Here is a 20,652-nt window from a genome sequence, read left to right on the forward strand (position 1 = left end):
CTTACAATAACTAGAATTTCCATGCACTTTAAAGCAATTTTCGTAACAGGAGACTTTTATAACTTCTATCGGTTTTTCTATGGTATTACCTCTTTCGCAAACGTTAGTAATAATTTTTTTACCATCAACAATCTTTTCACAAAATGTCTCAGCAAGTGTCATATTGGGGAAATTAAAAAATAATCCTACCGTAATTAATAAATTTAAAAAAAATAAAGAAAAATTTTTCATTTGCCTAAACTTTACACCTCCTTTTTGACTTTTGTTTTTTAACAAAAAATATCACAAAAAAATAGGTAATGTCAATATTTCTTTGTAAATTCATCAATGGGTGTATCCTCCCACTTATCATTGATATGACTTATTACTGCAACAACTATTCTTTCAAAGTTCTTAACATTGTTAAAATAGCTCATTGTCCTCGTTCTTCTCCTTACCTCTCTGAAGGATCTTTCTATACGGGTCAATGCCTCATAGAGGAATATTTGCTTGAGTATCTGATTTATTGCTCTGAAATCCTGTCTCTCTTAACCTGGTTTTTATCTGAAGTTTTCCTTCCTTAAGTATGATGTATCTCTTCCAGTGGCGCCATTTCCTCTTTCGGCTCTCTAAGAACTTCTTTCGTATCTTTGTGCTTTCGTATAAAAAGTTATTTCTTCCTCTAAGGCTGCTTCTATAAATCTCTTCTTTATCAATTTCATCCTCTCTTCTAATTCCTCCCGGCATGATTCTTAGAGGCTTTGTTTAAATTCTTTCCATATTAAATTAGTCAGAAGCTTTTCGTATGGGTGTATTCCTCATTTTTTAAAGTGTGATTTTGTTTGATTAATGGAGGACACACCCTTTCTTTTTCAATTTTACACTACCTGATAACAGTTTAATTTTGAAATATGTTTTTCCTTTTGCTATAATTTTACATGTTTATACATTTGCTAATTTTCTTATTTTTTCTGTTTTTCGCAGATTTACTGGCAGCAGAGAAGATTTGCTTAAAAACAATAGATGGAGAGGTTGTTTACACTAACCTCTGCGAGAATTCTATTAAGAAAATTCCGGGGAAAAAATCAAAGGTCAATCTTACTAAATTTGAATCGAATTCAGGAATAGGCTATTCACGTTTAGAGCTTGAAAGGATTGTTGAAGAAAAATGTAAATTATACGGCGTTGATGCAAAACTTATAAAGGAAATGATAAGAATGGAGTCAGGCTGGAATGTAAATGCCATATCACCTAAAGGAGCAATGGGAATTATGCAGCTTATGCCTGCAACAGCTATTTTGATGGGAGTTAAAAATCCCTTTGACCCGCAAGAAAACATAGATGGGGGAATAAGATATATGAAGTATCTCCTTGACCGTTTTGGTGGAGACATATCCCTTGCCTTAGCTGCCTATAATGCAGGTCCAAATCTTGTAGCTTCGGTCGGAAGAATCCCTAATATTCCAGAAACAAGAAACTACGTTAATATTATATCGCTAAGATATTACGGTAAAAATCAGCCTTCCACACCTTATGTTCGCTCTGTGCCTATTAAAGCCGTTGTAATGTCCGATGGAACAGTTTTGTACACAAACAGGGAGGATATGTATATATGGTCACGGAGATGGTAGAGGAAATTTTAAGATTAAAAAGAGAGAAAAAAGCTATAATTCTTGCACATAATTATCAGAGAGGTGAAATTCAGGATATAGCTGACTTTGTAGGTGACTCTCTTGAGTTGAGCAAAAAAGCAACGGAAGTTAATTGTGAGGTTATAGTCTTTTGCGGAGTTCATTTTATGGCCGAAACAGCGTCAATTCTCAATCCAGAAAAAATTGTTCTCCTTCCCGAGATTGATGCAGGTTGTCCTATGGCTGACATGATTGATGGAGAAAAGCTCAAAAAATGGGCATCACAGTATCCAGATACTCCCGTAGTCTCCTATGTGAACACCACAGCTGAAGTAAAAGCTATGAGTTACGTATGTTGCACTTCAGCAAATGCTCCAGAGATTGTAAAAGCAGTGCCATCCCAAAGGGTTCTCTTCGTACCTGATAAAAATCTCGCACTTTGGGCGAAACGAAAAGTTCCTCAAAAAGAGATAATTTTCTGGGATGGATTCTGCCCAACCCATCATATGATAAGAAGGGAAGATGTAATAAGGGCAAAAGAGTCTTACCCCCATGCTCTTGTAGTGGTTCATCCTGAATGCAGACCTGAAGTAATAGACTTGGCTGACCATGTAGCATCTACTTCTGGAATGGTAAGATTTGCAAATAAATCCAACGCTAAGGACTATATAATAGGCACAGAAGAAGGAATTATATATAGACTAAAGAAAGAGAATCCTGAGAAAAATTTCTATCCCTTAAAGAAAACAATGGTATGTCCAAATATGAAAGTAACAACTCTTGAGAGTGTTTTAAATGCACTCAAAGAAATGAAACACGTAATTAAAGTCTCTGAAGAGATAAGAATAAAAGCAAAAGAAGCCCTTGATAGAATGTTTGAACTTTATCAACCCTTCAATAGATGATATCTTCCATTCTTGAACAAATAATTATCCAGAAAATTAAGACGAATGGAGCTATTCCTTTTGATGAATTTATGAGAATAGCTCTCTATGAGCCAGAGTTTGGATATTACATGAGAAAGGAGATTAAAATAGGCAGAGAGGGAGATTTTTTTACGGCATCACATCTTGGAAAGGTATTCGGAATCATTCTAAGTAAAGCGATTAATAAATTCTGGCAAAATTTAGGTTCTCCAGAGGGATTTTCAGTCACTGAAGTAGGTCCTGGTATGGGGCATCTTGCCGAGGACATCTTAGATGAGTTTGAAAAAGAGGGTATTTTTTTTAATTGTGATTTTACTTACAACTTAGTTGAGATAAATGAAAAACTTACAGAATTACAAAGACAACGACTTAAAAATTATAACTTTCCTGTTAAATGGTATAGTTCAATTGAAAAATTGGTTTCTTTACAAGGTGTTGTAATATGTAATGAGATATTTGATGCTTTACCTGTTAGAATTTTTGAGATCAAGAGAGGAGAGGTTTTAGAGGTATACTTGGATGTTAATCAAAAGGGTGAGTTGATTGAAATTCTTTTACCTGCAAGAAGGGAGACCGTTGACTATTTAATAGAATTCGCCCCTCACGTTCTTGAACTGGATAATTATCGTTCCGAAGTTAATTTAGAAATGAAAGCATTTATTGAGAAAATCTCCGGTGCCCTGAAAAAAGGAAATGTTCTTATTTTTGATTATGGCTTTGATTCGGAAGAGTATTATTCTGCAGAAAGAACAAAGGGCACTTTGCTATGCTACTATAAGCACAGTATTAATGAAAATCCATATCTTCAAATCGGGCAGCAGGATATAACAGCACATATTAATTTCTCTGCCCTCAAAAAATGGTCAAAGGAAGTAGGTTTCACTATAGAGGATTATATGTGGCAGAGTAAATTTCTTGTTTCTATGTGCGATGAAGCTCTTCTTGAAAGACTGAGACAGGAAGGTTTAATAGATAAATTCAAAAGGCTTGTGCTCCCCCAAGGAATGGGGGAGACACACAGGGTTTTGGTTCTTTCCAAATTTTAATAAGGTCTTTTACCGGTTATGTTTCCCTCGGGATAGTAGTTGCATACCCAGATTTCCTCCCCCCTGCTACATCTTGCCTTGCCACAACCAACCTCTCTCGTATCTCTCCAAACGAGCTGTGTGTAGTGTCCACATTGTTTATTTATCTTACATTTATTGGTTGAATAGTCGTAATCAAATCTTTCATTAGCCCAGAAGGTAACCACTTTTTTAGGTGAAGAGGGAAAGTTTGACCAGTAGATGTTTTCACCATAGTCGCTACTTCTGTGTATCATTCTGCAATTATAAATGTTGCTTAGTTTATATGCCCAGTCTTTTGCCATTTCTTCAAGGAAAGTAGACCACTTAAGAGGAGGAACGCCTACGAGAGTTCTCCATTTGTTATGTTCCGATAGCATTTCCTCCCTATCAAAGGCTGTTAGCTCTGTAGAAGTTTTCCTATCATCTTCAACCTTTTGATAGGTAACGCAGCTATAGCTTATAATTATAATGCCTACAAGTAGTAAAAACTTTATGAGATTTTTCATTTTTTGAACTAAATTCCTGCCTTTGTGAGTTCTTTAATTATCTCCTGTCCTATTACATTTCTCTGAATTTGATTAGTTCCCTCATATATCTGAAGAATCTTTGCATCTCTCATCATCTTCTCAACAGGATATTCTTTCATGTAACCAGAGCCTCCCATAATCTGAACGGCGTCTACAGTAACTTTCATTGCCACATCGGTGGCAAATGTTTTTGCCATAGCAGAAGGTTTTGTTATATCCTTCGCTCCACTATCTATATATCTTGCCACAGAATAGATGAGTGCTCTTGCCGCTTCAATCTGGATTGCCATATCAGCGAGCATATGCTGGACTGCCTGGAAACTTATTACTGGTTGACCAAACTGAATTCTTTGTTTCGCAAACTTTGCAGCTTCTTCGAAAGCTCCTTGAGCAACTCCAAGACCTTGAGCTCCCACGCCAACTCTGCTCTGGTCAAGGGTTTTCATTGCTACAATAAAGCCCATTCCCTCTCTGCTAAGTAGATTTTCTTTTGGCACCCTACAGTCTTCAAAGATAAGTTCTCTTGTGGCGGATGCTCTTATTCCCATTTTATTCTCTTTTTTACCAAAACTGAATCCTGGCGTTCCCTTCTCTACAATGAAAGCAGACGCTCCTCTTGCACCTTTGCTTTTGTCAGTAAGTGCTATTACCGTATAAATCTCTGCTTCTCCTCCATTTGTTATCCACTGTTTTCGGCCGTTAAGGATATAGTAGTCACCATCTTTAGTGGCAGTTGTTTGAATTCCACCGGCATCACTGCCTGCATTGGGTTCTGTTAGAGCAAAGGCAACAAGACGTTTTCCATCAGCTATGTCTGGAAGATATTTTTGTTTTTGTTCCTCTGAACCAAAAAGAAGAATAGGATATGTTCCAAGAGCATTTGCTGCATAGGTTGTTGAGATGCCAAGACATACCCTTGATAGTTCTTCGACAACAAGGCATAGTTCAAGAGCACCTGTCCCAAGTCCTCCGTATTGCTCTGGAATGAATACTCTGAACATGTCGGCTTGGGCAAGAATTTTCATTATTTCCCATGGAAATTCACCGGTCTCATCTAATTCTGCTCTTACAGGTTTTACATGTTCCTCGGCAATCTGCCTTGCCAGGTCTTTTATCATTCTTTGTTCTTCTGTTAAAAAATAATCCACCGCACGCCTCCTTAACCAGATATATCTATACCCTCCACAAGAAGGGTTGCTGACCCTATGTGACCGTAAAATTTTAAGTCTTCATCTGTAGCTAAAAGATTATTAAAGAGATTGAGAATGTTTCCAGATATTACTGCTTCTTTTACAGGATGTTTTAACTCCCCCTTCTCTACATAAATTCCTGCAATCCCTACAGAAAAATCGCCAGTTACTGGATTAGCTGTATGCATTCCCATTACCTCTATTACGTAAACTCCCCTATCTACCATTTTTATCAACTTTTCGAGAGGTATTTTATTTCCCTTCCATTCAATATAAAGATTAGTTGGGCCAACAGATAATCCCCTGTCTGTTCTTATGGCATTGCCTGTTGAAAAGGTTTTATCTCTTTTAGCAGTGTATGTATTGTGCATAAGTTGTTTGAGAAACCCTTCTTCTATCAGAGTTTTTCTTTTTGTAGAAACTCCCTCACTGTCAAAGGGAGTAGAGCCAAATCTTTCAGGAATTTTGCCGTCATCGATTATATTGATTTTTGAGTTTATAACCATCTTGCCTATTTTTTCTATAAATAGTGACTTTCCCATCTGGTAGTTTTCAGCAGAGAGCGATTGAGCAATAAGTTCAATAAAATCACAGGCTACAGAAGGGTCTAAAATAATACATCCTCTGAAAGACTTTATTTTCTCAGGATTCAGTAACATTATGGCTTTTCTTGCCGCTTCCTGTCCAACTTCTTCTATATTTATGTTCTTAAAAAATCTCTCCACTCTATACTCCCATGCCATCTGAGATTGTCCGTTTTCTGAAATTGCTACTATATGGGAGCTTATTGTTGTAAAAGGTTGGTATAGAGAGATGCCCTTAGAGTTAATGATAGCTTTTTCATCAATCGTGATATTTATCTCTGCATTTCTGAGTTTTTTAATTCTTTTGTCAGCAAAAGCAGCCCTTTGAAGTCTAAGTAGAAGGTCCGAGAGAGATTCCTTAAGATACAATAAATTTTCATCAAATACCGATATATTCTCTGTAATATCAGGCTCTGGAATACTTAAATTTTCATCAGGCTCTGAAATCTGAGCAATTTTAAGAGCTGCATCGAAAGCATCTGGCAAATCCTCTAAAACAGAACAAGTTGATGCACCCGCCCTCATGTCATCGATGACTCTTATAGAAAATAAATCTCTCTGGGCATGTTTTGTTCTCTCAATTTCCAAGTCCTTACCTTCGATGCTATAAATTTTTCTTCTTAAACAGTAGAGTTCCCACTGAGCTTTTAAGGAAGGGATTTTTTTGTTAACTGCCTCTAATAAATCACTCAAAATAGGTGGCTGAGGCATGCTCAGACTCCCATACGGTTACGCTATCCAATCTTACAGGATATTTATCAAACTTATCTTTGAGAGAATAGTATATCCACTTTGCAATGTTTTCACTGGAAGGATTTATTTCATTAAAGGGTGAAATTTCATTTAAAAAAGTATGGTCTAACTTAGAAATAACCGATTCTGCAATCATCTTAAGTTCTTTAAAATCAATGGCAATTCCTATGTCGTTTAGACTTTCTGATATAACGGCAATTTCTACTTTCCAGTTATGACCATGAATGTTTTCGCATTTTCCTTTGTAACCTCTTAGTTGATGGGCAGCATCAAAGTCGGTAATTATCTTAAGTTTATACATTATGACACTTCTTTTTTGAAAATAGTAATGTATGGAATATTTCTAAACATTTCCTGATAATCAAGACCATAGCCTACGATAAATTTATTTGGAACAGAGAAGCCTATGTAATCAACGGCAACGTCTATTATTCTTCTGTCTCTCTTGTCAAGGAGAACGCATATTTTGAGGGATGAAGGTTGTTGCTCGAGAATTTTTTCTTTTATGAACTGAAGAGATATACCCGTATCAATTATGTCATCAACGAGAAGGATGTCCTTACCCTTAAGCTCTTCCCTTGGAAAATAATGAATTTTAACCTCTCCTGAAGAACTATCTTTTATGTAACTGGAAGCGATTATGAAGTCAACTTTTAGAGGGCTCTTAATGTATCTTATTAAATCAGACAGAAACATGAAGGAGCCTTTTAGAATGCCCAAAACAACAAGGTCTTTTTTTTCGTAATCCTTAGATATCTTCAAGGCAAGTTCCCTTACCCGTCGCTGAATTTGTTCTTCTGAAATAAGAGGCTTTCCTATAAACATGGTTTTTATTATAACAGAAAATATTTTAAACTTGACAATTGGAGATTTTGAAAGTTTATGATAAATATCATGAAATATCGAATATATCCGATGGTAGTAGGGGCAAAACTATTTGACAAAGGCATGATGACTTATCAAAACGACTATGGCAGACCCTTTGTTATTCCCATATTTTCTTGGCTTATAGAGGGTTCTGATAAAAATGTTTTGATTGACACAGGCGAGTTTATACCCCGCAGTTCTTCTGAAATTGAACAAGCAATAGGAAAAGTATATTCTTTTGAAGAAGCTCTTTCGCAACATGGTTTGAAACCTGAAGACATCGATATAGTTCTTCATACTCATCTACACAATGACCATTGTGAGAATGATTCAAAATGTGTAAATGCAATTTTTTATGTTCATGAAAACGAGTTGAAACAGATACACAATCCTCATCCCCTTGATTTTAGATATAATGAGGATTTTATTGCTGAAATTGAACAAAAAGGTCAGATTGTTCAATTAAAAGAAGATACGGAAGTGCTACCGGGTATAAAAATGATTTATACTCCTGCTCATACTCCTGGAGGAATGTCCATATTGATTGACACTGAAAAGGGCAGAGCACTTATTACAGGTTTTTGTGTAATCGAAGAAAATCTTAATCCTCCACCCAAGATAAGAGGAATGGGAATGGAAGTAATACCTCCGGGGACATTGGTTAATTCGTATGAGGCCTATGATATACTTTTAAAAACTAAAGAAATGGCTGATGTAATTATACCGCTTCACGAACCTAAATTTGCCTTTGTCGAGTCTATTCCTCTATAGAAGAATTATTTTTGCCTTTACAGGTAAGAGTTAAAAAAGAGGGCGGTTTTTATTTCCGCCCTCTCATTTTTTAGTACATATCAGGTGATGGCATTGGTGGTTTCTTTTCTTCCTCGGGAATTTCAGCAACTAAGACCTCTGTAGTTAGCATTAGGCCTGCAACAGAGGCTGCATTCTGAAGAGCTGTTCTTGTGACCTTTGTTGGGTCAATAATTCCTGCTTCCATCATATCTACATACTTCTCTGCATAGGCGTCATAGCCATAGTTTGTATTTTTGTTTTCCTTTACTTTCTCTACGATAAGTGTTGCCTCAACGCCAGCATTGGCAATTATCTGCTTGATTGGTTCTTCAAGGGCTTTCTTTACTATTTCAACGCCAAGTTGCTGGTCATGGTTGTCAAGTTTAAGACCTTTTAAGGCTTTCTGACATCTAAGAAGGGCTACTCCTCCACCAGGAACAATTCCTTCCTCAACAGCGGCTCTTGTGGCATTGAGAGCATCTTCTACTCTTGCCTTTTTCTCCTTCATTTCTGCTTCAGTTGCAGCACCAACATTTATTCTTGCCACTCCACCGGCAAGCTTTGCAAGGCGTTCCTGTAACTTTTCCCTGTCATAATCAGAGGTAGTCTCATCAATCTGAACTTTAATCTGCTTGATTCTTGCCTGAATTTTCTGTGGGTCTCCAGCACCCTCAACAATTGTAGTGTTGTCCTTGTCAATGATAATCTTCCTTGCTTTTCCGAGGTCCTCTATTTTTACATTTTCAAGTTTAAGTCCTATATCCTCAGATATTACAGTTCCACCTGTAAGAATGGCGATGTCTTCAAGCATGGCTTTTCTTCTCTCACCAAAACCTGGAGCTTTAACAGCGCAAACCTGGAGTACTCCACGGAGTTTATTTACGACCAATGTGGCAAGGGCTTCACCCTCCACATCCTCTGCAATAATGAGAAGAGGTCTTCCCATTCTTGCAATCTGCTCAAGGATTGAGAGAAGGTCTTTCATGCTTGAGATTTTCTTGTCATGTATTAAGACAAAGGCATCTTCTAATACGCACTCAAGCCTTTCTGGGTCTGTGATGAAATAGGGAGAGATGTATCCACGGTCAAACTGCATTCCTTCGACTATATCAAGAGTTGTAGCCATTCCCTTTGCTTCTTCAACGGTGATTACTCCGTCTTTCCCTACTTTATCCATTGCCTCGGCAATGAGCTCACCAATAGAAGAGTCGTTATTAGCTGATATAGTTCCGACCTGGGCAATCTCTTTTTTGTCTGCCACGGGCTTTGAAATCTTTTTGAGTTCTTCAACTACGGCTTCGACGGCTTTGTCGATTCCCCTCTTGAGGTCCATTGAATTAGCACCAGCGGAGACATACTTTAGTCCTTCTTTATAGATTGCATAGGCAAGTACAGTAGCAGTGGTTGTTCCATCACCTGCTACATCGGAGGTTTTAGAGGCAACCTCACGAACAAGTTGAGCACCCATGTTCTCAAAAGGTTCTTTAAGCTCTATCTCTTTTGCAACAGTAACACCATCTTTTGTTACATTGGGTGAACCGAATTTTCTGTCAATTACGACATTTCTTCCTCTTGGACCCAATGTTGCTTTTACTGCATCTGTGAGTAGTGTTACACCTTTTAATACGGCCTGTCTTGCTGCATCACCAAAGATTAACTGCTTTGCTGCCATATGTTTCCCTCCTTTTTAAAAATTTTTTATTTTTCCACAATTCCAAGAATTTCTTCTTCTTTAATTATCAGATACTCTACATCGTCAATCTTAATTTTTGAACCTGCATACTTGTCGAAAAGAACCGTGTCTCCAACCTTAACTTCCTTTACCTCAGAACCAACGGCAATAACTTCTCCTTTCTGAGGCTTTTCCTTCGCCACATCGGGCACATAAATTCCTCCCGGAGTTTTTTCAAGCTCCTCCGATGAATACTTGACGACTACTCTTTCCTTGAGTGGTTTAATCTTCATATCCTCCCTCCTTTGTATTTTTTATTTTGATTTGTTAGCAACTAACTCTACCGAGTGCTAATATAACTTGAAATTAGAGATTCCATCAAGAGCAAATATGGTATTTTTTTGCTGAATTTTAGCTTTTTTAGGCTAATATCTTCGATTTATTCCGTTTTTTACTATTTTGGCCAATTTTTTATTTAAATATTCCAACTTTAAAATTAACATTCCACAATACTATTCAGATAGGATTACAAAAGACAAGTATTATAAGCTCATCCCGGTGGAATTTTTACTAAAGGTTGCATTTTATCGTATGAAGCTTTAAAATTGTCTTAAATGAAATTTTTTGATACAAAAAAAGATATTCAAGAGATTTTATCTGGCGAGTTCATAATTGGCTCAGAACTTACAGGTTCTCATGCATGCTATATGATTTATGGAGTTATGAAGCCCTTAGAAAAGGACAGGCTCATAAAACCGGGCAAAGGACACGAGGAGATTGTGCTTATTCTTAAGGGCTCGATTAAGGTAACAGGGCATTGGGAAGGAATTCTTAAAGAAGGAGAATCTTTTCATATTACAGGAGAAGAAACTCTCTATTTTGAAAACCCTTTCGATTCAGAGGTTGTCTACGTAATTGCTGGTGGACACTCAGAAGAAGGTCATCATCACTGATATTTTGTTTTTTGTAAACGTTAATGTTATTCATAAAAAATTCAAATATTCCATTTTAAGCATGAGCCTATGAAAACAGTTTTAATAACAGGTGCAACTGGTTTTGTTGGAAGAAGGCTTGTGTATAGTCTCCTTGGTGAGCCCCTTAGAATAAGACTTCTTGTGAGAAATAAAAGTAAACTTGAGTATTCTTTTACAGAAAAGTGCGAAGTTTACGAAGGAGATACCTTTAATACCCCTGTTCTTGAAAAGGCTCTTAATGGAGTTAATCTGGCTGTTTACTTAATTCACATGATGGGAAAGGGTAGTGACTATGAGGCAAAGGAAAAGGAAAGTGCAGAAAAGTTCATAAGCTGTTGTGAAAAAGCAGGAGTAAACCAAATTGTCTATCTTGGGGGGCTTGGAGAACTCAGAGATGCAAGCCCTCATCTAAGAAGCAGACATAGAACAGGAGAGATTTTAAGCTCTAAACCCGACAAGGTAAAAGTGGCATGGTTCAGGGCAGGAGTAATAATTGGTTCAGGAAGCGCAAGTTTTGAAATCTTAAGGAATCTGGTTGAAAAGCTTCCGGTTATGATTACTCCCCGATGGGTCAATACTCCAACTTGTCCCGTATTTATTGATGATGTGATTAGTTATATTAAATCAGCTATTTTATCGGAGAGTCTCATTCACGATAAAATTGACATTGGTATGCCTCCCATGACCTTCAAGGATATGCTAATTGAAACTGCAGAGGTTTTGGGATTGAAGAGACTAATAATAGATGTGCCCGTGCTTACTCCGAGGCTTTCTTCTTATTGGCTGATACTTTTTACTCCTGTTAACTTTGAACTGGCAAGGGAACTTGTTTTAGGTTTAAAATCAAAAACAGTCAAAAATAACGATAATGCAGCAAAGTATTTTCCTCAAATAAAGATAACGCCCTTTAAATTAGCTATAAGAAAAGCATTAAGAGAGATTGAGAATAATCAGGTTATAAGTCGCTGGTGTGACAGTTCTAAGGGGCTTTTTTGCGATGTGCCAAAAATTCCTGAGATATCAAAAGCTGTGTATGTTGATAGATATTCAAGGGAGATAAATCCGTCGTGGTCACACAGAATCTTTGAAATTTGCAAAGAGTTGGGAGGACAGAAAGGCTGGTATGCCCTGAATTTTCTCTGGAGTATCCGAGGAGCTATTGATAAGCTCCTCGGAGGTTACGGTATCAACAGAGGCAGAAGAATTTCCAGCGAACTAAGGGTAGGTGATGTGGTAGACTTCTGGAAGGTTATCGATATTGTTGAAGGTAAAAGGCTTCTTTTTGAAGCGCAGATGAAGCTACCTGGAAGGGCATGGCTTGAATTTACCATAGAAGAGGGCTTCTTTACGCAAACAGCCTATTTCTATCCAAAGGGACTATGGGGTAGGCTTTACTGGTGGATGTTCTATCCCTTCCACAAAGTGATATTCAATATGATGATAAAAAAAATCACTGCTGAGGGAGCAAAAGTTAAGGTTTAAGCAATCCTTAAAAATACGCCTAAGCATATTTTAGCTCGTTAGTTTCGTCCTATGCTTAATGTAGATAGTTAAAAATTATGAATTTTAAATTTTTTATAGAATAAAACTATTGGACATATCGATATTTTCTTTATTAAAATTCTTCCTAAAAAATGGAGGAAGAGATATGTCAAAGGATTACACAATCTTATGGAAAGAATTAGGATTAGATCTTGTTAAGCATGATGGACTTCTCTCAGTTCTTTCCGATGCCTATAAAAACATTTATCTCTCCCAGAAAAACAGACCTGAGGGAATGAAGTATTTTGATTTTGTCATATCTGAAGTTCACGGATTAAGAATTGAAGAGCTCTATGAAGCAAAGAAAGAAAAAAGAAAAGTAATCGGCACTTTTTGCGTGTATGTTCCTGAAGAACTTGTGCTCGCAGTAGATGGAGTTTTTGTAGGGCTTTGTGCGGGTGCAGAAGTTGGATTTGAGGAGGCGGAAAAATATGTTCCGAGAAACACCTGTGCTTTAATCAAGGCATTTATGGGATTTAAGCTTTCAGGACTCTGTCCCTATGTGGAGCTAACTGATTTAATTGTAGGAGAGACGACCTGCGATGGAAAAAAGAAAGCCTATGAAATATTTGATGAAATTACAAGAAAGATGTACGTTATGGAAATCCCTAATATGAAAAATGACTCTGATAGAAAACTTTGGCTTGAGGAAGTAAGAAAATTTAAAGATAAAATTGAAGAAATCTCAGGCAAAGAGATAACGCTTAACCTTCTTAAAAAAGCGACAGAAATTGTTAACCAAAAAAGACTTGCCCTGCAAAGGCTTAACAAACTAAGGGCATATGACCCTTCTACAATTTCAGGACTTGATGCATTGCTTGTAAATCAGATTGCCTTTTACGATGACCCTGTAAGATTTACCATGAAAGTAAATGAACTCTGTGACGAACTTGAAGAGAGAGTCAGGAAAGGTAATGGTATCGCGCCAAAAGGAACGCCGCGCATTCTTATATCAGGTAGTCCCTTTGCAATACCTAACTGGAAACTTCATGCAATAGTTGAAAATAGCGGTGCTGTTGTTGTCGGTGAGGAGTCCTGTGTGGGAAGTAGAAATTTTAGAGAGTTGACCGATGAAAACTTTAACTCCCTTGATGAAGGATTGGAAAAAATTGCAATGAGATATATGGGAATTGATTGTGCCTGTTTTACTCCAAACAAAGAGAGAATTGACAATGTTAAAAGTCTCTTCAAAGAACTCAAGGCAGATGGTGTGATTCACTGTGCCCTTCAGTTCTGCACTCCCTATATGATGGAAGCATTCAAAATTGAGAAAAAGATTGATTTTCCCTACATACGTATTGAAACAGACTACAGCATGGAAGATTTTGGCCAACTTAAAACAAGAGTTGAAGCTTTTATTGAGACGCTCAGATGAGCTTTCTTGGTATAGACATTGGTTCAAGATACATAAAAGCTGTTTTAATTGAAAAAGGGACGGTTATAGATTGGTTTAAGATTGAAACATCCTACGAACCTCTAAACAGAAGTTTAGAAATTTTAAAAAAATACTGTCCAATTAAAGCTGTTGCAACAGGTTATGGGAGACATCTTTTGAGTTTCAATGGAAATATTCCAACAATTACAGAAATTAAAGCCTTTGCAATTGGTGCGAGGGCTTTAATGCCTTCTTGCAGAACCATTATTGACATAGGAGGACAGGATACAAAAATAATAATCCTCGATGTAAGGGGAAATGTAAAGAAATTTGAGATGAACGATAGATGTGCGGCAGGAACAGGAAGATTTCTTGAGATAATGGCATCGGCATTGGCATACTCAATTGACGAATTTGGAAAAATAGAAGGAGAAATTGAAAGTCCCTTACAAATTAGCAGTATGTGCACTGTTTTTGCTGAATCAGAGGTTATTTCTCTTATATCAAAGGGGATATCCCGTGAAGAAATTGCCATAGCAATTCATAGAGCCATAGCAAAAAGGGTCATATCAATGCTTAAAAAGATATCCTTAGAGGAAGATATTGTCTTTGCGGGAGGATGTGCAGGAAATATTTTACTTAAAAAACTTATTGAAATTGATATCGGAAAGAGAATACTAATTCATGAAAAACATCATTTTGCCGGTGCTTTAGGCGCTGCAATTTATGCAGAAAAATGCCTTATAGAAGAAGGAGGAGAGAAGGAGAATGAAAAGGTTTATTGTTAAAATTTTTATCTTACTATCAATATGTTTCATGGGTTTCAATTTTTCACAGGCTTCTGAACAGTTTGATATTAATGACTCAATAATCAATGATAAATTCGAAGTTCCCCAAATATCTACAAATGAAATGAGAAAAGCATTAAAGAATGGTGCATTAATCATTGATAACAGACCATACTTTGAATGGGCAGTAAGTCATATTCCAGATGCAGTAACAGTATCACCAAAGCCTGGTATTAGTAGAGCTCTCTATACCTCTGACAAAGAGGAGATAAAGAAATTAGCAAATAATGACAAAAGTAAACTAATCATCTTGTATTGCGATGGCATATACTGTGGAAAAACAAGGCGAGTTTCAAAAGAACTCGTCCAAGAAGGATTTAAAAATGTTTACAGATATCAACTTGGCATTCCTGTTTGGAGAGCTCTTGGAAATCTTACCCAGTGCGAGATTGAGGGCATAAAGTATATCTATGAAAAAGACGGAACAGCATATTTCATTGATAGCAGAAAAGAGAATGAATTTAAGATAAAAAATCTCAAAATAAGTAAGAACATACCCCATGACAAAGTGTTGGAAGGCAAAGATGTTGGTGAGATTTTTAAGGCAAAGGAAGACGGTAGGCTACCTGTTGATGATAGGAATACAAGAATAGTTGTGTTTGGTAAAAATCTACAAGAGACCTTGAAAGTAGCAGATGCAATTGCTAAGGAGGCATTTCATAACGTTTGTTTCTTTGCCGGTAAAGTAGAGGAAATTTTAAATTTAGAAGCATTAAATTCATCAAAATAACTAATTTAGGAGGAGAAAGATGAACTATGGAGCAAGAAACAAAATCAAAGCAACGGTCAAGTCAGTCAAAAAAGGAGATGTAATGAGCCTCGTTAAGTTTGAAGTAACCTTACCTTTTGAAATGGCATCTGTTCTTACAACGGAATCTTGTGAAGAATTGAATCTTCAACCTGGAGACATTGTTACTCTCATTATAAAAGCCATACATGTGCTGCCTGTTAAGGAGTAATCTTAAAAGGCATTAATTTTGATTTTCTCCATAACATTAGAGAACCTTCTAAAGAAATATAATCCCAGTCAGGATTTTATCTAAAAAAATTCATAAAAATTAGAAACTTAACAAAGACGTGATAAATTGTTGTAAATTGAAATCTTGCAAAGGTGGAATTATTGAGTTATAATTATATCAAAAATAAATCAACAAGTCTCATAAAAAAGGAGGTGAAATTAAAACAGTAGAGGGCAGTAAGAGATACAAATTAAAAAAACTCTTTTAAAGGAGGGAAGCTATGGAGGAGAAAAAAGGAGGTATTAGTGAGGATTGGCTAGCGTTCTGGCTAGCGGTCTTAATCTTTGTTATTTCTCTTCTATCCTATGTGGGCACAGACCCTCTGGGATGGGTAGTAAGCACTAAGGAATGGACAGACTCAAGTAAGGCAATTGCTCCTACTGGAAAGATGTATCAGTCAGTTAAAGGAGAGATAACAAAGATTGATGGCAACAAGCTTACAATCAAAAAATCCGATGGAAAGGAAGAAACTGTCACTGTCTCTGATGCCTCGATTTACAAAGTTGGTGATGTTTACGAAAAGAAGGGATTGTCAGGTTTTGCCTCGCTGATTTTGACTTATATATTCATGGCAATTCTTTTCTCCATTGGCGCTGCCTTGATGAAAGCTAACATTGTGAAGTTTAACATAGGATTTTTCTTCATTTTCTGGTTGAGCTATCTGTGTTGGTTTATAGGTCATTATGCCTATTTCGCTGCTACAGATGCTAAAAAAGCAGGAATACCCTGGTCACTTAAGTTAACCGGAGAGGGTGGCTTTATTTTTGCCCTAATACTTGGACTTATTGTTGGTAATTTCTTCAGACCCTTTGCAAAATTCATCGGTGAGGCGTTGAAGCCAGAGTTCTATATTAAAACCGCAATCGGATTAATGGGAGCATTAATTGGACTAAAGTCAGCAGAGGCATTCGGACTCGCCTCAGCAGTTCTATTCAGAGGTCTCTGCGCTATTATTGAGGCATATCTCATATACTGGGCACTTGTTTACTTTATAGCAAGAAAATGGTTTAAATTTAGTAGAGAATGGGCAGCGCCTCTTGCCTCAGGAATTTCAATATGCGGCGTTTCTGCGGCCATAGCCACAGGTGGTGCAATAAAAGCAAGGCCGGTTGTGCCCATAATGGTATCTTCTCTTGTTGTTATTTTTGCTGTTATAGAGCTTATAATTCTTCCTTTCTTTGCCCAAGCTTTTCTATGGAAAGAGCCTATGGTTGCTGGTGCATGGATGGGGCTTGCCGTTAAAACCGATGGAGCTGCCTTTGCTTCTGGAGCAGTAGTTGATGCTTTAGTGAGAGCAAAGGCTGAAACAGCTGCTGGTATAAAATACGAGCCAGGCTGGATGCTCATGGCAGCGTCAACTACAAAGCTTTTCATAGATATTTTTATAAGTATCTGGGCATTCATCCTTGCCTACATCTGGTGTGCAAAGATTGAATGTAAGCCGGGAGAAAAAGTCAGTGGTAAGGAGATATGGAGAAGATTTCCAAAGTTTGTCATGGCCTATGCAATAACATTTATAGTTATACTTCTAATATCAGCTCCACATGCTCCTAAGATTCAGCCTGTTGAAGCCCAGATTAATAAAATAAAAAAAGAGATAGCAGCTACAGAGAAGCAACTTGCCTCAGTTACAGAGCCTGCTCAGCAAGAGGCACTTACAGCAAAGATTAACGAAAACAAGAATAAGATTAAAGAATTAGAAGGTTCAATTAAAGAATCTAAAAAAATCATTAATGATACAAAGGTTGCAACATCAGGAACTAACTCACTTAGAGTGCTTTTCTTCCTTATTACCTTTTTCACAATTGGTGTAATGTCAGACTTTAGAAAACTGTGGGAAGAAGGAATTGGAAAACTTGCTGTTGTGTATTTACTTTGCCTGTTTGGATTTATCTTATGGATTGGCTTAATAATATCTTACATATTCTTCCACGGAGTAAAACCTCCGATAATAACTGGATAAGGGAGGTGTAAAATGGCAGAAGAACCAAAACTTGCGGAAGAGCTTAAAAAAATGGAAGCAGAATATGAACCCTTGCTTCCTGTTGAAAAGAAACTAATTGTATGGAGCATAGGTTTAGGAATAGCGCTTCTCTTCATATTGGTATGGGTTAGTTACACTTTCTTTCCTGGAACACACTGAAAAAACAAGAGGGGGCTTGTCCCCCCTTGTTTTTACCCCAAAGCAATCTCTTGTAAATATTGATTAATCTAAAATAAAATCAACAGGAGCAGCAGTGATGAAAATACCGTATTTATTTTTTAGAAGTAAAAACGCTCTATAGTTATTTTAGAAATGGAAATTCATCTTATATTTCTTCATTTAGCAATTTTACTCTTTTTCGCCAGACTTACCGGTGATATCTTTGCAAAGTTTGGTATCCCTTCTGTGCTTGGTGAAATTTTCGTTGGAATAATTCTTGGACAGAGTGCTTTAGGAATAATACCGCTTAATGATGCTATGAAATTACTCGCTGAACTTGGAATTATACTTTTACTTTTTCATATAGGCCTTGAAGCAGATATAAAACAACTCAAACAAACAGGTTTTTCCGCTGCTGCAGTGGCAATTACAGGTGCACTCGCTCCAATGGGAATGGGATTTTTAGTTTCCTACTTTTTGTTTGATTTTTCAATTATAACAGCTCTTTTTATCGGCGGAACACTCACTGCAACTAGCATAGGAATTACAGTAAGAGTACTTGAAGATATTGGAAAAATGAAGGAAAAATTTGCCCAGATTGTTCTTGGCGCAGCAGTTCTTGATGATATTTTTGGCGTGATAGTTTTGGCTGCATTATATGAATTCTCGAAAACTCAAGAGATAAATATAAATTCTACGTTTCTTCTTGTTCTGTATATTGGAACTTTTTTCCTTTTTGCACCTATTGCAGGAAAGATAATTGCCTATTTTGTGAGCAATTTATCTAAAAAGCTAAACACCCTTGATTTTGTCCCTCCTGTTGTAATTGCTGTAATTTTAATGTTTGCTTTCGCAGCTCATGAAATCGGTTCTCCTGAGATATTAGGAGCTTTTACGGCAGGTATTGCCTTTTCAAGAAGATTTACAATTCCCTTTGCCGCAGCCTTTCAGGCGGACAAATCAATTATTCACAAAATTGAGGAATCCCTTAGTCCGTTAATATGGCTTTTTACGCCAATTTTTTTCGTATATGTGGGGCTACAGCTAAATCTTAAAGCAATAGATTTTAGCTCTCTTAGTTTCTGGTCTATGAGTATAGTTTTGTTTATTGTCGCCCTTTTCTCTAAGCTTCTGGGAGGCTTTATCGTAAAAGGTACGATGAAAGAAAAACTAAGCGTAGGTTTCTCCATGCTTCCGAGGGGTGAGGTTGGACTAATCTTTGCAGAGTTTGGAAGAATAAGCGGTATTTATGATGACACTCTCTATGCAGTTATAATATTTGTCGTTGCTATGACAACTCTTCTTGCTCCATTGGTTCTTAAAAGTCTATGGAAAGAGAGTAAAAATAGTTAAATTTAAATTTTTATATCTGGCAGTTTACGCAAAGACTCTCTTATTTTTTCATCGGGATAATCAAAATCAACGAGTTTACCCGATAAATAGGCCTCATAAGACGGCAAATCAAGAAAGCCTATGCCGCTGAGGTTGAAAAGGATAACTTTCTGCTTACCTTCCTCTTTTGCTTTAATAGCCTCATCAATGGCAACCTTTATGGCGTGAGCACTTTCTGGAGCAGGAATTATACCTTCAGTTCTTGAAAATAGTATTGCCGCCTCAAATACTCCAGTCTGTCCAACAGCCACTGCCTCAATAAGTCCGTCATGATAGAGCTGGCTTACAAGAGGAGAGTCTCCGTGATATCGAAGTCCACCAGCATGGATGCCTGGTGGCACAAAGTCGTGACCTAAAGTATACATCATTAAAAAAGGAGTGAGACCTGCTGTATCTCCGTAGTCATATCTAAACTCTCCTTTTGTGAGTGTCGGACAGCTTGCTGGTTCTACAGCTATAACTCTTAAATTTTTACCGTGTATTTTGTCATAAAGAAATGGAAAACTAACTCCTCCAAGATTGCTTCCGCCACCACAGCAACCAATTATTATATCTGGATAATCTCCGACCTCCTCAAGTTGTCTCTTACACTCAAGGCCAATTACGGTCTGATGAAGTAGGACATGATTTAAAACAGAACCGAGCGCGTAGTTTGTATCTTTGTTTGAAGCTGCATCTTCAACGGCCTCTGATATGGCTATGCCAAGAGTACCGGGATGTTCTGGTTTTTCTTTAAGAATTTTTCTACCTGCCTCTGTTCTATGAGAAGGAGAGGGATATACCTTGCCTCCCCATGTTTCCATCATAATTCTTCTGTATGGTTTTTGTTCATAGCTAACTCTGACCATATAGACGGTTATTTCTATTCCAAGGAGAGCACCTGCTAAAGATAAAGCAGAACCCCATTGACCAGCACCTGTTTCTGTAGCAATCCTTTTGATACCCTCTATTTTGTTGTAGTAAGCCTGTGGAATAGAAGTATTTGTCTTGTGGCTTCCTGCAGGACCAAATCCTTCATGCTTGAAATAAATCTTAGCAGGAGTTTTTAAAGCTTTCTCAAGCCCTTTAGCTCTGTAAAGGGGTGTGGGACGAAAACTTGCATAAATATCAAGGACTTCCTGTGGAATATCAATCCATCTTTGTTGGGATACTTCCTGTTCAATGAGAGACATGGGAAAAATAACCTGAAGGTCCTCAGGTGAAATAGGTTTTTTTGTTGCAGGATTTAAAGGAGGAGGTGGTAATTTGGGCATATCTGCTTGTATGTTATACCACTGTTTAGGTAAATCTTTTTCAGACAAAAGAATTCGGCGCATCTTTTTCCTCCAGAAAAGTTAATTGTTTATTATAACAGATTGGCGATTCTGAAAT

Annotated in this window: 21 protein-coding genes; 13 read left to right on the forward strand and 8 right to left on the reverse strand. The window is 37.2% G+C overall.

Going from position 1 to position 20,652, the window contains the following annotated elements; genetic code table 11:
* Positions 1-917 precede the first annotated feature (917 nt).
* The 3 genes from ACZ430_RS07345 (at position 918) to ACZ430_RS07355 (ending at position 3,582) form a co-directional block, all read left to right on the forward strand.
* A complete protein-coding gene (locus ACZ430_RS07345; RefSeq protein ID WP_464910485.1) occupies positions 918-1,610 on the forward strand; it encodes a lytic transglycosylase domain-containing protein in 693 nt (230 codons plus the stop codon).
* On the forward strand, positions 1,592-2,515 hold the full coding sequence (gene nadA, locus ACZ430_RS07350; protein WP_464910486.1) for a quinolinate synthase NadA: 924 nt from the start codon (positions 1,592-1,594) through the stop codon (positions 2,513-2,515). Before ACZ430_RS07345 ends, nadA begins: the two co-directional genes overlap by 19 nt.
* A gap of 71 nt (positions 2,516-2,586) precedes the next feature.
* On the forward strand, positions 2,587-3,582 hold the full coding sequence (locus ACZ430_RS07355; RefSeq protein ID WP_464910487.1) for a class I SAM-dependent methyltransferase: 996 nt from the start codon (positions 2,587-2,589) through the stop codon (positions 3,580-3,582).
* On the opposite strand, the gene ACZ430_RS07360 is transcribed toward ACZ430_RS07355, so the two are convergent.
* From ACZ430_RS07360 to hpt, 5 genes are read right to left on the reverse strand one after another with little or no spacing between them, the layout of a single operon-like run.
* A complete protein-coding gene (locus tag ACZ430_RS07360; protein ID WP_464910488.1) occupies positions 3,579-4,109 on the reverse strand; it encodes a CAP domain-containing protein in 531 nt (176 codons plus the stop codon). The two genes, ACZ430_RS07355 and ACZ430_RS07360, sit on opposite strands and share 4 nt — an antisense overlap.
* 8 nt (positions 4,110-4,117) lie before the next feature.
* On the reverse strand, positions 4,118-5,278 hold the full coding sequence (locus ACZ430_RS07365; protein ID WP_464910489.1) for an acyl-CoA dehydrogenase family protein: 1,161 nt from the start codon (positions 5,276-5,278) through the stop codon (positions 4,118-4,120).
* Positions 5,279-5,289: 11 nt separating this feature from the next.
* Positions 5,290-6,615 (reverse strand): TldD/PmbA family protein, encoded by a 1,326-nt coding sequence (locus ACZ430_RS07370; RefSeq protein ID WP_464910490.1) that lies wholly within the window; start codon positions 6,613-6,615, stop codon positions 5,290-5,292.
* Entirely contained in the window at positions 6,590-6,958 is a 369-nt protein-coding gene (queD, locus tag ACZ430_RS07375) for a 6-carboxytetrahydropterin synthase QueD (protein ID WP_464910491.1), read from the reverse strand. The genes ACZ430_RS07370 and queD overlap by 26 nt, the downstream gene beginning before the upstream one ends.
* On the reverse strand, positions 6,958-7,482 hold the full coding sequence (gene hpt, locus ACZ430_RS07380) for a hypoxanthine phosphoribosyltransferase (protein WP_297209363.1): 525 nt from the start codon (positions 7,480-7,482) through the stop codon (positions 6,958-6,960). The genes queD and hpt overlap by 1 nt, the downstream gene beginning before the upstream one ends.
* A 69-nt stretch (positions 7,483-7,551) precedes the next feature.
* Here hpt and ACZ430_RS07385 point away from each other — a divergent pair, with 69 nt between their 5' ends.
* Positions 7,552-8,295, forward strand: coding sequence for an N-acyl homoserine lactonase family protein (locus ACZ430_RS07385; protein WP_339944167.1), 744 nt, complete (start codon positions 7,552-7,554; stop codon positions 8,293-8,295).
* A gap of 70 nt (positions 8,296-8,365) precedes the next feature.
* On the opposite strand, the gene groL is transcribed toward ACZ430_RS07385, so the two are convergent.
* Positions 8,366-9,988 (reverse strand): chaperonin GroEL, encoded by a 1,623-nt coding sequence (gene groL / locus ACZ430_RS07390; protein ID WP_297209357.1) that lies wholly within the window; start codon positions 9,986-9,988, stop codon positions 8,366-8,368.
* Between the two features lie 26 nt (positions 9,989-10,014).
* Positions 10,015-10,281 carry a co-chaperone GroES gene (locus ACZ430_RS07395; RefSeq protein ID WP_297209354.1) on the reverse strand — a complete coding sequence of 89 codons (267 nt, stop codon included), beginning with the start codon at positions 10,279-10,281 and terminating at the stop codon, positions 10,015-10,017.
* Between the two features lie 321 nt (positions 10,282-10,602).
* Here ACZ430_RS07395 and ACZ430_RS07400 point away from each other — a divergent pair, with 321 nt between their 5' ends.
* The 9 genes from ACZ430_RS07400 to ACZ430_RS07440 all read left to right on the forward strand — a co-directional run bounded on the left by ACZ430_RS07400 (position 10,603) and on the right by ACZ430_RS07440 (position 19,242).
* Positions 10,603-10,941, forward strand: a complete 339-nt coding sequence (locus tag ACZ430_RS07400; RefSeq protein WP_297209351.1) for a cupin domain-containing protein — start codon at positions 10,603-10,605, stop codon at positions 10,939-10,941.
* Between the two features lie 69 nt (positions 10,942-11,010).
* A complete protein-coding gene (locus ACZ430_RS07405; protein ID WP_297209348.1) occupies positions 11,011-12,444 on the forward strand; it encodes an SDR family oxidoreductase in 1,434 nt (477 codons plus the stop codon).
* Positions 12,445-12,610: 166 nt separating this feature from the next.
* Positions 12,611-13,879, forward strand: coding sequence for a double-cubane-cluster-containing anaerobic reductase (locus tag ACZ430_RS07410; protein ID WP_297209346.1), 1,269 nt, complete (start codon positions 12,611-12,613; stop codon positions 13,877-13,879).
* Entirely contained in the window at positions 13,876-14,667 is a 792-nt protein-coding gene (locus ACZ430_RS07415; protein WP_297209343.1) for an acyl-CoA dehydratase activase, read from the forward strand. The genes ACZ430_RS07410 and ACZ430_RS07415 overlap by 4 nt, the downstream gene beginning before the upstream one ends.
* On the forward strand, positions 14,648-15,457 hold the full coding sequence (locus ACZ430_RS07420; RefSeq protein WP_297209340.1) for a rhodanese-like domain-containing protein: 810 nt from the start codon (positions 14,648-14,650) through the stop codon (positions 15,455-15,457). The genes ACZ430_RS07415 and ACZ430_RS07420 overlap by 20 nt, the downstream gene beginning before the upstream one ends.
* Positions 15,458-15,476: 19 nt before the next feature.
* Positions 15,477-15,686 (forward strand): TOBE domain-containing protein, encoded by a 210-nt coding sequence (locus tag ACZ430_RS07425; RefSeq protein WP_297209338.1) that lies wholly within the window; start codon positions 15,477-15,479, stop codon positions 15,684-15,686.
* 280 nt (positions 15,687-15,966) lie between these two features.
* The gene (locus tag ACZ430_RS07430; protein ID WP_297209335.1) at positions 15,967-17,709 is read left to right on the forward strand and encodes a putative sulfate exporter family transporter; all 1,743 of its coding nucleotides are present in this window, start codon (positions 15,967-15,969) and stop codon (positions 17,707-17,709) included.
* Positions 17,710-17,721: 12 nt separating this feature from the next.
* Complete coding sequence (locus ACZ430_RS07435) at positions 17,722-17,889, forward strand: hypothetical protein (RefSeq protein ID WP_297209332.1); 168 nt, start codon at positions 17,722-17,724, stop codon at positions 17,887-17,889.
* Between the two features lie 153 nt (positions 17,890-18,042).
* Positions 18,043-19,242 carry a cation:proton antiporter gene (locus ACZ430_RS07440; RefSeq protein WP_297209330.1) on the forward strand — a complete coding sequence of 400 codons (1,200 nt, stop codon included), beginning with the start codon at positions 18,043-18,045 and terminating at the stop codon, positions 19,240-19,242.
* 2 nt (positions 19,243-19,244) lie between these two features.
* Here the strand turns inward: ACZ430_RS07440 and ACZ430_RS07445 are convergent, their stop codons facing one another.
* Positions 19,245-20,597, reverse strand: coding sequence for a TrpB-like pyridoxal phosphate-dependent enzyme (locus ACZ430_RS07445; RefSeq protein ID WP_297209327.1), 1,353 nt, complete (start codon positions 20,595-20,597; stop codon positions 19,245-19,247).
* Positions 20,598-20,652: the final 55 nt, after the last annotated feature.

It is taken from the genome of Thermodesulfovibrio sp. TK500a (genome assembly GCF_055381765.1).

Coding starts and splice junctions, on each gene's coding strand:
- ACZ430_RS07345 (WP_464910485.1), top strand. CDS start 918: ATGTTTATACATTTGCTAATTTTCTTATTTTTTCTGTTTTTCGCAGAT.
- ACZ430_RS07355 (WP_464910487.1), top strand. CDS start 2,587: ATGAGAATAGCTCTCTATGAGCCAGAGTTTGGATATTACATGAGAAAG.
- hpt (WP_297209363.1), bottom strand. CDS start 7,482: ATGTTTATAGGAAAGCCTCTTATTTCAGAAGAACAAATTCAGCGACGG.
- groL (WP_297209357.1), bottom strand. CDS start 9,988: ATGGCAGCAAAGCAGTTAATCTTTGGTGATGCAGCAAGACAGGCCGTA.
- ACZ430_RS07385 (WP_339944167.1), top strand. CDS start 7,552: ATGAAATATCGAATATATCCGATGGTAGTAGGGGCAAAACTATTTGAC.
- ACZ430_RS07405 (WP_297209348.1), top strand. CDS start 11,011: ATGAAAACAGTTTTAATAACAGGTGCAACTGGTTTTGTTGGAAGAAGG.
- ACZ430_RS07425 (WP_297209338.1), top strand. CDS start 15,477: ATGAACTATGGAGCAAGAAACAAAATCAAAGCAACGGTCAAGTCAGTC.
- ACZ430_RS07445 (WP_297209327.1), bottom strand. CDS start 20,597: ATGCGCCGAATTCTTTTGTCTGAAAAAGATTTACCTAAACAGTGGTAT.
- ACZ430_RS07435 (WP_297209332.1), top strand. CDS start 17,722: ATGGCAGAAGAACCAAAACTTGCGGAAGAGCTTAAAAAAATGGAAGCA.
- ACZ430_RS07420 (WP_297209340.1), top strand. CDS start 14,648: ATGAAAAGGTTTATTGTTAAAATTTTTATCTTACTATCAATATGTTTC.
- nadA (WP_464910486.1), top strand. CDS start 1,592: ATGGTCACGGAGATGGTAGAGGAAATTTTAAGATTAAAAAGAGAGAAA.
- ACZ430_RS07395 (WP_297209354.1), bottom strand. CDS start 10,281: ATGAAGATTAAACCACTCAAGGAAAGAGTAGTCGTCAAGTATTCATCG.
- ACZ430_RS07370 (WP_464910490.1), bottom strand. CDS start 6,615: ATGCCTCAGCCACCTATTTTGAGTGATTTATTAGAGGCAGTTAACAAA.
- queD (WP_464910491.1), bottom strand. CDS start 6,958: ATGTATAAACTTAAGATAATTACCGACTTTGATGCTGCCCATCAACTA.
- ACZ430_RS07415 (WP_297209343.1), top strand. CDS start 13,876: ATGAGCTTTCTTGGTATAGACATTGGTTCAAGATACATAAAAGCTGTT.
- ACZ430_RS07440 (WP_297209330.1), top strand. CDS start 18,043: ATGGAAATTCATCTTATATTTCTTCATTTAGCAATTTTACTCTTTTTC.
- ACZ430_RS07430 (WP_297209335.1), top strand. CDS start 15,967: ATGGAGGAGAAAAAAGGAGGTATTAGTGAGGATTGGCTAGCGTTCTGG.
- ACZ430_RS07410 (WP_297209346.1), top strand. CDS start 12,611: ATGTCAAAGGATTACACAATCTTATGGAAAGAATTAGGATTAGATCTT.
- ACZ430_RS07360 (WP_464910488.1), bottom strand. CDS start 4,109: ATGAAAAATCTCATAAAGTTTTTACTACTTGTAGGCATTATAATTATA.
- ACZ430_RS07400 (WP_297209351.1), top strand. CDS start 10,603: ATGAAATTTTTTGATACAAAAAAAGATATTCAAGAGATTTTATCTGGC.